Annotated in this window: 14 protein-coding genes; 8 read left to right on the top strand and 6 right to left on the bottom strand. The window is 66.3% G+C overall.

Translation table 11 applies throughout. The features are described from left to right. Positions 1 to 25 precede the first annotated feature (25 nt). A complete protein-coding gene (gene murJ / locus HFK18_RS01770; RefSeq protein WP_099821027.1) occupies positions 26 to 1,630 on the bottom strand; it encodes a murein biosynthesis integral membrane protein MurJ in 1,605 nt (534 codons plus the stop codon). 116 nt (positions 1,631 to 1,746) lie between these two features. Here murJ and rpsT point away from each other — a divergent pair, with 116 nt between their 5' ends. Continuing rightward, entirely contained in the window at positions 1,747 to 2,016 is a 270-nt protein-coding gene (gene rpsT / locus HFK18_RS01765; RefSeq protein ID WP_025873851.1) for a 30S ribosomal protein S20, read from the top strand. Between the two features lie 216 nt (positions 2,017 to 2,232). On the opposite strand, the gene obgE is transcribed toward rpsT, so the two are convergent. The 4 genes from obgE to rplU are packed head-to-tail and all read right to left on the bottom strand — an operon-like array spanning position 2,233 to position 4,058. Beyond that, positions 2,233 to 3,288, bottom strand: a complete 1,056-nt coding sequence (gene obgE / locus HFK18_RS01760) for a GTPase ObgE (protein ID WP_025873852.1) — start codon at positions 3,286 to 3,288, stop codon at positions 2,233 to 2,235. Further along, positions 3,285 to 3,422: a hypothetical protein gene (locus tag HFK18_RS01755; protein ID WP_157804331.1), complete on the bottom strand. Its 138-nt coding sequence runs from the start codon at positions 3,420 to 3,422 to the stop codon at positions 3,285 to 3,287. The genes obgE and HFK18_RS01755 overlap by 4 nt, the downstream gene beginning before the upstream one ends. 43 nt (positions 3,423 to 3,465) lie before the next feature. After that, positions 3,466 to 3,729, bottom strand: coding sequence for a 50S ribosomal protein L27 (gene rpmA, locus HFK18_RS01750; RefSeq protein WP_089239574.1), 264 nt, complete (start codon positions 3,727 to 3,729; stop codon positions 3,466 to 3,468). Between the two features lie 11 nt (positions 3,730 to 3,740). Continuing rightward, positions 3,741 to 4,058 carry a 50S ribosomal protein L21 gene (gene rplU / locus HFK18_RS01745; protein ID WP_004148331.1) on the bottom strand — a complete coding sequence of 106 codons (318 nt, stop codon included), beginning with the start codon at positions 4,056 to 4,058 and terminating at the stop codon, positions 3,741 to 3,743. A gap of 339 nt (positions 4,059 to 4,397) precedes the next feature. Here rplU and uvrA point away from each other — a divergent pair, with 339 nt between their 5' ends. The 3 genes from uvrA to HFK18_RS01730 all read left to right on the top strand — a co-directional run bounded on the left by uvrA (position 4,398) and on the right by HFK18_RS01730 (position 8,609). Then, positions 4,398 to 7,394, top strand: coding sequence for an excinuclease ABC subunit UvrA (uvrA, locus tag HFK18_RS01740; protein WP_180163953.1), 2,997 nt, complete (start codon positions 4,398 to 4,400; stop codon positions 7,392 to 7,394). After that, on the top strand, positions 7,394 to 7,801 hold the full coding sequence (locus HFK18_RS01735) for a thioesterase family protein (RefSeq protein ID WP_099842121.1): 408 nt from the start codon (positions 7,394 to 7,396) through the stop codon (positions 7,799 to 7,801). The genes uvrA and HFK18_RS01735 overlap by 1 nt, the downstream gene beginning before the upstream one ends. 82 nt (positions 7,802 to 7,883) lie before the next feature. Beyond that, positions 7,884 to 8,609 (top strand): enolase, encoded by a 726-nt coding sequence (locus HFK18_RS01730; protein ID WP_180163951.1) that lies wholly within the window; start codon positions 7,884 to 7,886, stop codon positions 8,607 to 8,609. Between the two features lie 53 nt (positions 8,610 to 8,662). On the opposite strand, the gene HFK18_RS01725 is transcribed toward HFK18_RS01730, so the two are convergent. Further along, positions 8,663 to 9,109 (bottom strand): copper chaperone PCu(A)C, encoded by a 447-nt coding sequence (locus HFK18_RS01725; protein ID WP_180163949.1) that lies wholly within the window; start codon positions 9,107 to 9,109, stop codon positions 8,663 to 8,665. Between the two features lie 35 nt (positions 9,110 to 9,144). Here HFK18_RS01725 and HFK18_RS01720 point away from each other — a divergent pair, with 35 nt between their 5' ends. From HFK18_RS01720 to HFK18_RS01705, 4 genes are all read left to right on the top strand, one after another. Then, positions 9,145 to 9,921: an enoyl-CoA hydratase/isomerase family protein gene (locus tag HFK18_RS01720; protein ID WP_099821022.1), complete on the top strand. Its 777-nt coding sequence runs from the start codon at positions 9,145 to 9,147 to the stop codon at positions 9,919 to 9,921. A 257-nt stretch (positions 9,922 to 10,178) separates the two neighbouring features. Then, complete coding sequence (gene tesB, locus HFK18_RS01715; protein WP_180163947.1) at positions 10,179 to 11,135, top strand: acyl-CoA thioesterase II; 957 nt, start codon at positions 10,179 to 10,181, stop codon at positions 11,133 to 11,135. Between the two features lie 4 nt (positions 11,136 to 11,139). Beyond that, on the top strand, positions 11,140 to 11,655 hold the full coding sequence (locus HFK18_RS01710; protein WP_180163945.1) for a pathogenicity-like protein: 516 nt from the start codon (positions 11,140 to 11,142) through the stop codon (positions 11,653 to 11,655). A gap of 185 nt (positions 11,656 to 11,840) precedes the next feature. Beyond that, positions 11,841 to 13,058, top strand: coding sequence for an RNA polymerase sigma factor (locus HFK18_RS01705; protein ID WP_180163943.1), 1,218 nt, complete (start codon positions 11,841 to 11,843; stop codon positions 13,056 to 13,058). Positions 13,059 to 13,072 lie beyond the last annotated feature (14 nt).

The following is a 13,072-nucleotide window of genomic DNA, read 5'->3' as shown; positions in this document are numbered from 1 at the left end:
GAAGTATAGCCGCCGGGAGCCACGATCAATGCCCGCGCAGGTCGCGCGGACGGAAGCCCATCGCCACCATTGCCAGCAGATAGGTCAACCCGCCACCGCCGACCAGCAGGCCGAGGGCACCGATCCGTTCCCACACGCCCATCGACGAGAAGCCCGGCAGCCAGTACAGCAGGGCCAGCAGCACGCCGACCATCGCCGTGCACGCCACCAGCAGCCGCAGCAGGTAACCGCCCCAGCCGGGACGCCGCTGGTAGACATCGGTCTTGCCCAGCCAGTACCACAGCAGCCCCAGGTTCAGGTAACTGGACAGCGCACTGGCGATGCCCAATGCCAGGTGCAGGCCCGGCTGCTTGCCGAGGGCGGCCATCACCCCCTGCGCCTTCAGCTCATCGGGCACCATCACCTGGTACAGCACCGCCAGCAGGGCGAAGTTGAACACCATGTTGGCCACCAGCGCGGCGACACCGGCACGCACCGGCGTTTTGGTGTCCTGCCGCGCGTAGAAGGCCGGCAGCACCACTTTCAGCAGCGCGAAGGCTGGCAGGCCGAAGCTCAGGCCGTACACCGACAGCGCCGTCATGCGGGTGTCGAAGGCGGTGAACTGGCCGTGCTGGAAGATCGTGGAGATCAGCGGCTCGGCCAGCAGCAGCAGGCCGAGCATGGCCGGCACCGAAATCAGCAGGGTCATGCGCAGGCCCCAGTCCAGCGAGCGCGAGAAGCCTTCGCGGTCGGTGCTGACGTGGTGCCGGGCCAGCGCCGGCAGGATCACCGTGCCCAGGGCCACGCCGAACACGCCCAACGGCAGCTCCAGGAAGCGATCGGCCAGCGACAGCCAGGACTGCGAGCCATCGGTCAGCTTGGCGGCGATGACGGTATCCAGCAGCAGGTTGATCTGCGCCACTGACGAGCCGAACAGGGTCGGCACCATCAGCGTCATCACCTTGCGCACGCCCGGATGGTTCCAGCCCCAGCGCGGCAGGGTCAGCAGGTCGATACCCTTCAACGAAGGCAACTGGAACAGCAGCTGCAACAGGCCGGCGGCCAGCACGGCCCAGCCGAGGGCGAGGATCTGCTTTTCCGGTGTGCCACCCAGCCGCGGCGCCAGCCACAGCGCGCCGGCAATCATGCACAGGTTGAGGATGACCGGGGTCAGCGCCGGCATCGCGAAGCGCTGGAAACTGTTCAGCGCACCGCCGGCCAGAGCGGTCAGCGAGACGAACAGCAGGAACGGGAAGGTCAGGCGGAACAGGTCGATCAGCAGGCCCTGCTTGGCAGGGTCGGTGTCGACGCCACTGGCGAAGACCGACGCCAGCTGCGGCGCGAAGATCAGCGCCAGCGCGGTGACCAGCATCAGCACGCCGCCCAGGGTGCCGGCAGTGCGGGCCATCAGTTCACGCAGCTCGGCGTGGCTGCGGGTTTCCTTCACCTCGGTGAACACCGGCACGAATGCGGTGGCAAAGGAGCCCTCGGCGAACAGCCGGCGCAGGAAATTGGGTATCCTGAAGGCGACCCAGAAAGCATCGGTGATGGCGTTGGTGCCGAAGGTCGAGGTCACCACCTGGTCCCGGACCAGGCCGAGAACCCGCGAGACCATGGTCATGCTGCTGAACGACAGCAGGCCCCGCAACATCTTGGGTGAACTCACTCAACGTCCCTCTTGACAATCGACTTGACGTACATTTCTTACGCCATCATACTAGCTAGCTTGCTGTTCCCATAACACCGATTTTTCAGGAAACCACCACCGTGGCCAATATCAAGTCCGCCAAGAAGCGCGCCAAGCAGACCGTCGTGCGCAACGCGCGCAACGTGGCTCAGCGCTCGATGCTGCGCACCGCTGTCAAGAAAGTGATCAAGGCGCTGGACGCCAACGATGCCGCCGGCGCTCAAGCCGCCTTCGCCGTTGCCCAGCCGATCCTGGATCGTTTCAGCGCGCGTGGCCTGATCCACAAGAACAAGGCTGCTCGCCACAAGAGCCGCCTGAACGACCGCATCAAGGCCCTCCAGGCCGCCTGATCCGGTTGGTTGCTGGAGCCCCGGCTCCGGCAGCACGCAAAAGCCCGGCTTCGGCCGGGTTTTTTTGTTGCCTGCAGTCTCCGCTTCTGTAGAGCCGAGCCCATGCTCGGCTGGCCGCGCGAACAGCAGCCGAGCATGGGCTCGGCCCTACAGAAGAGCGGCACCCACAAAAAACCCGGCCGAAGCCGGGTTTTTTCGCGGGAACCGCAACAGGCATTACTGCGCGTTGCGGGCCGCCTCGAGCTCGTCTTCCTTCTGGCGATCGAAGAACGCCATGATCCGGCTCATGATCGGGAACGTGCCCTCACGACCCAGTGCGGACACCAGGAACCACGGCTCCTTCCAGCCCAGCTCGGCCACGATCTTCTCGGCGGCGGCCTTGGCCTCGTCCTCGAACATCAGGTCGGCCTTGTTCAGCACCAGCCAGCGCGGCTTGGCCAGCAGCTCCGGATCGTGCTTTTCCAGTTCGCGCTCGATGGCACGCACCTGCTCGACCGGGGAAACCCCTTCCACACCACCCTCCATCGGCGAGATGTCGACGAGGTGCAGCAGCAGGCGGGTGCGCTGCAGATGGCGCAGGAACTGCGCGCCCAGACCGGCACCGTCGGCCGCACCTTCGATCAGGCCCGGAATGTCGGCGATCACGAAGCTGCGGTAGTTTTCCACCTTCACCACACCTAGGTTCGGGTACAGCGTGGTGAACGGGTAATCGGCCACCTTCGGCGTCGCCGCCGAGACGGCGCGGATCAGGGTGCTCTTGCCGGCATTGGGGAAGCCCAGCAGGCCGACGTCGGCCAGCAGCTTCAACTCCAGCTTCAGCGTGCGCTCTTCACCCGGCTCACCCGGCAGCGCCTGGCGCGGCGAGCGGTTGGTGGAGCTCTTGAAATGCATGTTGCCGAGGCCGCCGCGGCCGCCCTTGGCCACCAGCAGGCGGTCGCCATGCTGGGTCAGGTCGCCGATGATTTCATCGGTGGCCACGTTGATGATCACGGTGCCGACCGGCACGGTAATGACCATGTCTTCGCCGCCCTTGCCATAGGCCTGGCGGCCCATGCCGTTCTCGCCGCGCTGCGCCTTGAAGATGCGGTCATGGCGGAAGTCGACCAGGGTGTTGAGGTTTTCGTCGGCGCGGATCCACACGCTGCCGCCCGCACCGCCGTCGCCGCCGTCCGGGCCGCCGAGCGGAATGAACTTCTCGCGACGGAAGCCAATGCAGCCGTTGCCGCCGTTGCCGGCGAACACTTCGATTTCTGCTTCGTCTACCAGTTTCATTGTTTCGATGCCTGCGATGGGCGCGGCATGCACGCCGCCACCTTGATGTAGTGCCGGCCGCTGGCCGACAACCGGGCGATGCCCGTTTTACCATTGATTCCAACGAAAAGCCCCGCCGAAGCGGGGCTCTTCATGCAGCGTCTCCATGCCGGGGCATGGGCGCCGGCCGTTGCCTTATCAGGCTTCGACCGAGACGACGCTGACAGTGCGACGCTTCTTCGGGCCCTTCACGGTGAACTCCACCTTGCCGTCCGTCAGGGCGAACAGGGTGTGGTCACGACCGAGGCCGACGCCGGAACCCGGGTGGAACTGGGTGCCGCGCTGACGCACGATGATGTTGCCGGCTTCGATGGCCTGGCCGCCGAAGATCTTGACGCCGAGGTACTTCGGGTTGGAGTCGCGACCGTTGCGCGAAGAGCCTACGCCTTTTTTATGTGCCATGACCTATCTCCTTACTTGCTGCCACCGGCAATGCCGGTGATCTCGATTTCGGTGTAGTACTGACGGTGACCCTGGCGCTTCATGTGGTGCTTACGGCGACGGAACTTGATGATCCGGACCTTGTCGGCACGACCCTGGGACAGGACGGTGGCAGTGACCGCAGCGCCGCTCAGGGCGTCGCCGATCTTGATGCCATCGCTGTCGCCGAGCAGCAGGATGTTGTCGAACTTGATCTCGCTGCCGACTTCGACTTCGAGCTTTTCAATGCGGAGCTTTTCGCCCTGCGCCACGCGGTATTGCTTACCGCCGGTGACCAGTACTGCGTACATGACCAGACTTCCTCTGTAGTTATTGTGGTCTATGGACTGCCGCCGTCGAGGGCGGACAGGAGCGGAATTGTACGTGGACCACCGGGGACGGGTCAAGTCAACCCCCTGAACGGCCCAGGCGCCCCCCTGCAGGGCCGAGCCATGCCCGGCTGAACGGTTCGGGGTCACGCAGCCGAGCATGGCTCGGCGCTACACAAAGCTGTCCGCCGGTCTCACGAGGTGAGACACCGGGCTGGCATTGTCGCCCATTGCCCCCATCTGGTCACCTCGGTAGGCTGACCGATTGCCGCCCTCTCGCTGGCCCGGCGGCCCAGCCACGCCCCCACAACCGGATTCCCCATGGCGATGGATTTCATCCGCATCCGCGGCGCGCGGACGCACAACCTCAAGAACATCGACCTCGACCTGCCTCGCGACAAACTGATCGTGATCACCGGCCTGTCCGGTTCGGGCAAGTCATCGCTGGCGTTCGACACCATCTATGCCGAGGGCCAGCGGCGTTACGTCGAGTCCCTGTCGGCGTATGCGCGGCAGTTCCTGAGCGTGATGGAAAAGCCGGATCTGGACCATATCGAAGGCCTGTCCCCGGCGATCTCGATCGAGCAGAAGTCGACCTCGCACAACCCGCGCTCGACGGTCGGCACGATCACCGAGATCTACGACTACCTGCGCCTGCTGTACGCACGTGTCGGCACCCCGCGTTGCCCCGACCACGGCTATCCGCTGGAAGCGCAGACGATCAGCCAGATGGTCGACCACATGCTGACGCTGGACCCGGAACAGCGCTACATGCTGCTGGCGCCGGTGATCCGCGACCGCAAGGGCGAGCACGCGCAGGTGTTCGACCAGCTGCGTGCGCAGGGTTTCGTGCGTGTGCGCGTCGATGGCGAACTGTACGAAATCGATGCGGTGCCGCCGCTGGCACTGCGCCAGAAGCACACCATCGAAGCGGTGATCGATCGCTTCCGCCCGCGCGAAGACATCAAGCAGCGCCTGGCCGAGAGCTTCGAAACGGCCCTGAAGCTGGGTGATGGCATGGCGTCGGTGCAGTCGCTGGACGACGCCAGCGCGAACCCCACCCTGTTCTCGTCCAAGTATTCCTGCCCGGTCTGCGACTACTCGCTGCCCGAACTGGAACCGCGCCTGTTCTCGTTCAACGCACCGATGGGCGCCTGCCCCGGCTGCGACGGGCTGGGCATGGCCGAATTCTTCGATCCCTCGCGCGTGGTGGTGCATCCCGAGCTTTCCCTGGCTGCCGGTGCCGTGCGCGGCTGGGATCGCCGCAATGCCTATTACTTCCAGTTGATCGCCTCGCTGGCCAAGCACTACAAGTTCGACACCGACGCGGCGTGGAACTCGCTGCCGGCCAAGGTGCAGCAGGCCGTGCTGTATGGCAGCGGCGAGGAAGCGATCACCTTCACCTACTTCACCGAGGCCGGTGGCCGCACCCAGCGCAAGCATCGCTTCGAAGGCATCATTCCCAACCTCGAACGCCGCTACAAGGAAACCGAATCGGCGGCGGTGCAGGAAGAGCTCGGCAAGTACATCAGCGAGCATGCCTGCCCCGAGTGCAATGGCGCACGCCTGAACAAGGCCGCGCGCAACGTGTTCGTGGCCGACCGCCCGCTGCCGGAACTGGTGGTGCTGCCGATCGATGAAGCGCTGAAGTTCTTCAGCGAACTGAGCCTGCCGGGCTGGCGCGGCGAGATCGCCGCGAAGATCGTCAAGGAGATCGGTGAACGCCTCGGCTTCCTGGTCGACGTCGGCCTGGATTACCTGACACTGGAGCGCAAGGCCGACACCCTGTCCGGTGGCGAGGCGCAGCGCATCCGCCTGGCCAGCCAGATCGGTGCCGGCCTGGTGGGCGTGATGTACGTGCTCGATGAGCCGTCCATCGGCCTGCACCAGCGCGACAACGAGCGCCTGCTGGGCACCCTCACCCGCCTGCGCGACCTCGGCAACACGGTGATCGTGGTCGAGCATGACGAAGATGCGATCCGGCTGGCCGATTACGTGCTGGACATCGGTCCGGGCGCGGGCGTGCACGGCGGCGAGATCGTCGGCCAGGGCAGCCTGCAGGACCTCCTCGATGCACCGCGCTCGCTGACCGGCCAATACCTGTCGGGCAAGCGCGCGATCAAGATCCCGGCGCGCCGGCACAAGCCGGACCCGAAGATGACGCTGCATCTGCGTGGCGCCACCGGCAACAACCTGAAAGGCGTGGACCTGGCCATCCCGGCAGGGCTGCTGACCTGCGTCACCGGCGTGTCCGGCTCGGGCAAGTCGACCCTGATCAACGACACCCTGTTCTCGCTGGCTGCCAACGAGATCAACGGCGCCTCGCACCCGATCGCCCCTTACAAGGAGATCGATGGCCTGGACCTGTTCGACAAGGTGGTGGACATCGACCAGTCGCCGATCGGCCGTACCCCGCGCTCGAACCCGGCCACCTACACCGGCCTGTTCACGCCGCTGCGCGAACTGTTCGCACAGGTGCCCGAATCGCGTGCGCGCGGCTATTCGCCGGGCCGCTTCAGTTTCAACGTGCGTGGTGGCCGCTGCGAGGCCTGCCAGGGCGATGGCCTGATCAAGGTCGAGATGCACTTCCTGCCCGACGTGTACGTGCCCTGCGACGTCTGCCATGGCAAGCGCTACAACCGCGAAACGCTGGAGATCCTGTACAAGGGCTTCAACATCAACGACGTGCTGGAAATGACCGTCGAAGATGCGTTGAAGCTGTTCGAGCCGGTGCCGTCCATCGCCCGCAAGCTGGAGACCCTGGTCGATGTCGGCCTGAGCTACATCAAGCTGGGCCAGAGCGCGACCACGCTGTCCGGCGGTGAAGCGCAGCGCGTGAAGCTGTCCAAGGAACTGTCGCGCCGCGATACCGGCCGCACCCTGTACATCCTCGACGAGCCGACCACCGGCCTGCATTTCCACGACATCGAAGCGCTGCTCGGCGTGCTGCACAAGCTGCGCGACGAGGGCAACACGGTGGTGGTGATCGAGCACAATCTGGACGTCATCAAAACCGCGGACTGGATCGTCGACCTGGGTCCGGAAGGCGGTCATCGCGGCGGCACCATCCTGGTGACCGGCACGCCGGAAGACGTGGCCGCATGCCCGGATTCGTACACCGGCCAGTTCCTCGCCCGGATGCTGCCGTCCACCAATGCGCGACCGGACCAGCCCGCCGCCGTGGCCAACAAGCCCGATGCGCGCCCGCCGCGCAAGGTGAAGCCCGAGAAGCCGGCCAAGAAGGCCGCCGCCGCCAAGAGCACCGGCAAGGCCAGCAAGACCGCCACGGCCGGCACCAAGAAGAAGAAGGACGCCTGATGAGCAGCGAACACAAGATCCTGGCCCGCATTCCGATCAGCGTGCGCTGGCGTGACATGGACAGCATGGGCCACGTCAACAACGCCAAGTACATCTCCTACCTGGAAGAGGCGCGCGTGCGCTGGATGCTGGGCGTGGAAGGCGTGTCGATGACCGACCGCATCGCACCGGTGGTGGCTGCCACCAACGTCAACTACCGGTTGCCGATCGTGTGGCCCAACGACATCCTGGTCGAGCTGTTCGTCGAGCGCCTGGGCAACAGCAGCGTGACCATCGGTCATCGCATCGTCGACCAGCAGGATGAGTCGAAGCTGTATTCGGACGGCAACGTGGTGGTGGTGTGGATGGACACGCAGACCGGCAAGAGTGCGCCACTGCCGGACGCGATCCGCAACGCGTCGAGCTGACACATCTGGTAGATGCCGACCTTGGTCGGCACCGGCCTGCCGGGCATGGCCCGGCGCTACCGTTCCACATCAAAGGACTGACATGATCCACCAGACTGAACTGCGCGACCTGCTGCCCGGCATGGTCCCCTTCCCCGCCGACGTATTCCCCGCTGACCAGGCCTGGCTTGGCCAGCACCTGCTGCCGCTGCTGAAGATCGACCTCGGCGCGCTGCGCCCGGAACTGGCCGGACAGGCCGCGACCCTGCTGTGTCCGATCGAGCCCTATGAAGGCTGCATCGGCGAAGCCACCGAAGAACACCACAACGCGTTCACCGGCATCAACTGGATCGCCTTTGAATTGACCGCCGACAACCGCATGCGTTTCCTCGGTGAAGAGGGCTACTTCATCGGCGACCAGGTGCAGGACGACGACGCGCTGGAGCACATCACGGAGATGCGTGAGAGCTACAGCAAGGCACACGCGTACTTCCAGCAGCATGGACGCCTGGCCAGCTATTCGCGCTATGGCGATGGCGAGCCTGGCGAGCAGGCCTACCTTGATGTGCTGGGCGGGCAGATCTCGACCGGCAACTGGATTGAAACCGCGGAGATTCCTGCTGCCTTCGCGCTGGAGTTCACCGAGGCGGCCGACGACCGCCATGCGCCGGACGATGCCGAGTGCGCGATCATCACCCGCGATGGCAGGAAATTCTTCGCCGTGGCCGAAGTGGCCGGCTACAACTGGTGCGCCACCGGTGCCGATGCGATCGTGATGCTGTACGAACCGGAAAGCCGCACGGTGCTGTTCTCGTACGACTGGTCGTAAGCCCCACCGCGCTGCGCGCTCGCCGGGCATGGCCCGGCGGAACGAGCGCCGCGTTACGGCGCGGCCTTGCGCACGGTCAGCGTCGTACCCGCTTCACCACCGCCTTCCAGCTGCAGGCGCAGCGGCACGGCCTGTCCCTCCTTCAGCGCACCCTTGCCATCCATCAGCATCAGGTGCAGGCCGCCAGGTTTCAGCTCGGCACGCGCGCCCGGCGCCAGCGGCAGGCGTTCGATCGCGCGCATCCGGCTGATGCCGTCCACCACCGTGGTTTCGTGCAATGACACATCACCGAACGCAACGCTGCTGGCACCGGTGATGGTCACGGCCTTGCTGCAGCCGTTGCGGATTGTCCCGTAGCCAGCGGTCATCGGCATCGCTGGATTCGGCGGCATCCGCGCCCAGCCCTGTTCCAGCGTCACGCAGCGCTGTTCGGCCGCCGACGCCGATGCTGCAAGCGCACACAGCACGAACAGTACGCCAACGCATGGTTTGGTTATCATCGCCTAGGTTCCTTCTTCGCAACGAGACCCGCAGCATGACGACGCTCATCGAGGTGATCAACCATGGCCCCATCCGCGAACTGCGGCTGGCGCGGCCGCCGGTCAATGCCCTGGACACCGAGCTGTGCCGGCAGTTGATCCATGCCATCGAACTGGCGATGGCCGAGGACGCGCACGGCATCGTGCTGTCCGGCAGCGAGCGTATCTTCACCGGCGGCATGGACGTGCCGCACCTGCTCTCGCATGGCGATGACAAGCACAAGCTGCTGGACACCTGGAACGCGTTCTTCGGCGCGGTACGCACGCTTGCCGAGAGCCGCATCCCGGTGGTTGCGGCGATCACCGGCCATGCACCGGCCGGCGGCTGCGTGCTGGCCCTGTGCTGCGACTACCGGGTGATGGCACGCAGTGCCGATCCGGCGCGCCCGTACGCCATCGGCCTTAACGAAGTGCAGGTCGGCCTGATCGCACCGGAAGGCATCCAGCGCCTGTTGCGCCGTGCGGTGGGCGCACACCGCTCCAGCGTCCTGCTGGCCACCGGCGCACTGGTACCCGCCGAACAGGCCCTGCAGATCGGCCTGGTCGATGAACTGGTTGATGGCGAGCTGGTGGTGGCCCGTGCGGTGGCCTGGCTGCAGGACCTGCTGAAGCAGCCGCGGCAGCCGATGCTGCTGACCCGGGCCATCGCCCGCGCGGAGCTGCACGACGCCCTGCACCCGGACCTGATCCAGCTCGACCGCTTCGTCGAGGCCTGGTTCGCCCCGGATGCGCAGAACGCGCTGCAGGCGCTGGTCGCCCGGCTGGGCAAATAATGCTGCCGGGCTGCTGCCCGGCACCCGCAGAAACCAAAGCAGCCACCGCGGATCCGTCTGCGGATTGCGGTGAGGCCGGAACAGGCGGGACACGCCGTGAACCCTTCCTTGGGGGCTCGTAGGCGCCATCCATGGCGCCTGCGGTCCCGCCTGTCCCGGCCTCCCCGCCTCGGACAGTTGGTCGCATGCCCTCCGTAAAGCCAAGCCATGCTCGGCTGAAGGGGTGGCGGTCTGTGGAAAACGGGAAGGAGGGGGCCATGCGCACCGGTATAATCGGGCCCTCTTTCATCGCTGTGGCCGCCCCCTTGAACGACACGCCCGAACCCGTCGTCTCCGAGCTGATCGATCTGCTCACCCTGGAGCGGCTGGAGGACAACCTGTTCCGCGGCCAGAGCCGCGACATCGGTACCAAGTACGTGTTCGGCGGGCAGGTGCTGGGCCAGGCCCTGGCGGCCGCCCAGGCCACGGTCGACAACGGTCGCCATGTGCACTCACTGCATGCCTATTTCCTGCGCGCCGGCAACATCGACCATCCGATCGTCTACGACGTCGACCGTACCCGCGACGGCGGCAGCTTCTCGGTACGCCGGGTGACCGCGATCCAGCACGGCAAGGTGATCTTCTTCTGTGCGGCCTCGTTCCAGCAGGCCGAATCCGGTGCCGAGCACCAGCACAAGATGCCCGAAGTGCCGCAGCCGGAAGACATCGAACCGAACAGGCCGCTGCCGGCGGAGGTGCTTGAGCGCCTGCCGATCAAGGTGCAGCGCTGGCTGTCGCGCGGTGGTCCGTTCGAGTTCCGCCATGTGTATCCGCGCGATGAACTGAACCCGCCCAAGCGCCCGCCCTACCACCAGGTCTGGCTGCGCCTGAGCGAGCCAGTAGGCGATGCTCCCGAGCTGCACCAGGCGCTGCTGGCCTACGCGTCGGACTTCCACCTGCTGGGCACGGCGACCTTCCCGCACGGCATCAGCTACTACCATCCGCACGTGCAGATGGCCTCGCTGGACCACGCGATCTGGTTCCACCGCCCGTTCCGCGCCGACGACTGGCTGCTGTACTCGCTGGACAGCCCCAGCGCGCAGGATTCGCGCGGCCTGGCCCGCGGCCAGTTCTTCACCCGTGATGGCGTGCTGGTTGCCAGCACCGCCCAGGAAGGCTTGATCCGCGTGGTTCCGGACCAGGCAGCAGCGGCCGCCGTGCCGGCCAAGGATTGATCCGATGCGTCAGATTTTCAGCAGCCAGCGCGTGGAAACCGTGGAAGGCGTGGCCGAGCTCCTGCGCAGTCACGACATCCAGGTGAAGGTCACCAACGGGCGTTCGTACAAGACGCGCCGCCGTGGCCAGTTCAGCTATACCGACCTGGGCAATGCCGGTGCCTACCCGGCGGTCTGGGTCGTGCGTGCCGACGACCAGCCGCGTGCGCGCGAAATCCTGCGCGACGCCCGCCTGCTCGACACCACCCGCCGTGACCACCCGACCGCCGAGTTCGCTTTCCGCGATGATGTGCAGGAAAGTGCCGGTGGTCGTGGCTGGGCCTGGCGCATCCGCATCGTCCTGTTGGTGGTGATCGCCGGCGTGGCACTGGTGATCGGCCTGCGCCATCGCGGTACCCCTGCCCCCGCAACCCCGGTGCCCGCCCAGCAGGCCCAGCCGCAACCGCAGCAAGCCCAACCGGCCGCGCCGGCACCGCCGGAAGAAGAGGAAGTGCGGGTCCGCATCCAGCCGGCGAAGTAACCTGGTGATAGTGCCGGCCGCTGGCCGGCAACCGCAGGTAGCGCCGGGCCATGCCCGGCGAGCGCAGCGGCCACAATGCCTGACAGGACAGCCGCCGGGCACGGCCCGGCGCTACCGGAAGAGGGCAGGTCACATTCCGCACGCGCCTCCGTCATGGGACACAATCCCTGCAGGAGCCCGCCGCCATGACGACCTTCGCCGCAAGCATCGACGACACACTGCACCGCGAACTGCCGGCCGCCAGCGGCGGTTGCCAGCATGCCTATGGGCGCATCGTGCTGGCCTGCCAGAACACGGTCACCGCCATCGCCCTGGCCATCACCGGCGACCGCCAGGCCAGCGAGGACATCGCCCAGGAAGCGTTCGTGAAGGGCTGGCAGCAGCTGCACCAGCTGCGCAGCGCGAGCAGCTTCCTGCCCTGGCTGCGGCAGATCACCCGCAACCTCGCCCGTGACTGGCTGCGCGCACAACGTGGCAGACCGCTGAGCGGCGAAGCTGCCGAAGTGGCCTTGACCATGGCTGCGGATCCGGCCCCCTGCGCGGCGGATCGCCTGCAGCGGCTGGAAGAGGAAATCGCCGCAGAGGACATCATCTCTGCCCTGCCCGCCGACAGCCGCGAAGTACTGCTGCTGTATTACCGCGAGGGCCAGCATTCGCAGCAGGTCGCTGACCTGCTCGGGCTCAGTGACGCTGCAGTACGCAAGCGCCTGTCACGCGCCCGTGCGCAGGTGCGCGAGGGCCTGCTGCAGCGCTTCGGTGAATTCGCCCGCAGCAGCGCGCCGAGTGCTGCGTTCGCAACGGCGGTGGTGTCGATGGTGATGATCGCCGCGCCCGGCACTGCCAGCGCGGCGATCCTGCTGGGAACCGGCGTCGGCGTGGGTGGCAGCAAGCTCGGCCTCGGTGGCGCCAGCGCTGCCGGCGGTACCGCGCTCGGCTCGCTGACCGCTACGCTGAGCCAGCTGCAGATGCTACCCGCGTCAAGCTGGGCCGCGATCATCGGTGGAGTCGTCGGTGGCGCGCTCGGCAGCTATCTCGGCGGCCGTTTCCTGCTGTCGTACGCCGAGACCGGCGCCGAGCAGGTCCAGGTCCGCCGCTTCGTCAATCTCAGCACCGGCACCAGTCTGGGCTGGTGCCTGGCTATCCTGTTCACCGTGCTGCTGCAGGCACCTATGTGGACGCAGCTGTTGGTGCTGGCGCTGGGCCTGGTCGTGGTCAACTACCAGTGCCTGGTGACACTGCGGCGCATCATGGCGCCGCTGCTCGCGCGCGATGCAGCACGGCGTGGGCGTCACGGGATCAACTGGAAGTACGAATCCATGTACGGCCTGACCGGCATGATGGCGGTGAACCTGATGGTCATCGGTGCCCTGGCTTACACGACGACGCTCAGCGGCCGCCTGTAACGGACAACGCCGGC

This window comes from Stenotrophomonas sp. SbOxS2, assembly GCF_013416715.1.
Lineage (GTDB): Bacteria > Pseudomonadota > Gammaproteobacteria > Xanthomonadales > Xanthomonadaceae > Stenotrophomonas > Stenotrophomonas lactitubi.
Note: the sequence above shows the minus strand (reverse complement) of the source record. Positions and strands in the feature narration are given on the sequence as shown.

Bases quoted from the DNA above. Each gene is read 5' to 3' on its own strand.
- murJ (WP_099821027.1), bottom strand. From the start codon at position 1,630: ATGTTGCGGGGCCTGCTGTCGTTCAGCAGCATGACCATGGTCTCGCGG.
- obgE (WP_025873852.1), bottom strand. From the start codon at position 3,288: ATGAAACTGGTAGACGAAGCAGAAATCGAAGTGTTCGCCGGCAACGGC.
- HFK18_RS01755 (WP_157804331.1), bottom strand. From the start codon at position 3,422: ATGAAGAGCCCCGCTTCGGCGGGGCTTTTCGTTGGAATCAATGGTAAA.
- rpmA (WP_089239574.1), bottom strand. From the start codon at position 3,729: ATGGCACATAAAAAAGGCGTAGGCTCTTCGCGCAACGGTCGCGACTCC.
- rplU (WP_004148331.1), bottom strand. From the start codon at position 4,058: ATGTACGCAGTACTGGTCACCGGCGGTAAGCAATACCGCGTGGCGCAG.
- uvrA (WP_180163953.1), top strand. From the start codon at position 4,398: ATGGCGATGGATTTCATCCGCATCCGCGGCGCGCGGACGCACAACCTC.
- HFK18_RS01735 (WP_099842121.1), top strand. From the start codon at position 7,394: ATGAGCAGCGAACACAAGATCCTGGCCCGCATTCCGATCAGCGTGCGC.
- HFK18_RS01730 (WP_180163951.1), top strand. From the start codon at position 7,884: ATGATCCACCAGACTGAACTGCGCGACCTGCTGCCCGGCATGGTCCCC.
- HFK18_RS01725 (WP_180163949.1), bottom strand. From the start codon at position 9,109: ATGATAACCAAACCATGCGTTGGCGTACTGTTCGTGCTGTGTGCGCTT.
- HFK18_RS01720 (WP_099821022.1), top strand. From the start codon at position 9,145: ATGACGACGCTCATCGAGGTGATCAACCATGGCCCCATCCGCGAACTG.
- tesB (WP_180163947.1), top strand. From the start codon at position 10,179: ATGCGCACCGGTATAATCGGGCCCTCTTTCATCGCTGTGGCCGCCCCC.
- HFK18_RS01710 (WP_180163945.1), top strand. From the start codon at position 11,140: ATGCGTCAGATTTTCAGCAGCCAGCGCGTGGAAACCGTGGAAGGCGTG.
- HFK18_RS01705 (WP_180163943.1), top strand. From the start codon at position 11,841: ATGACGACCTTCGCCGCAAGCATCGACGACACACTGCACCGCGAACTG.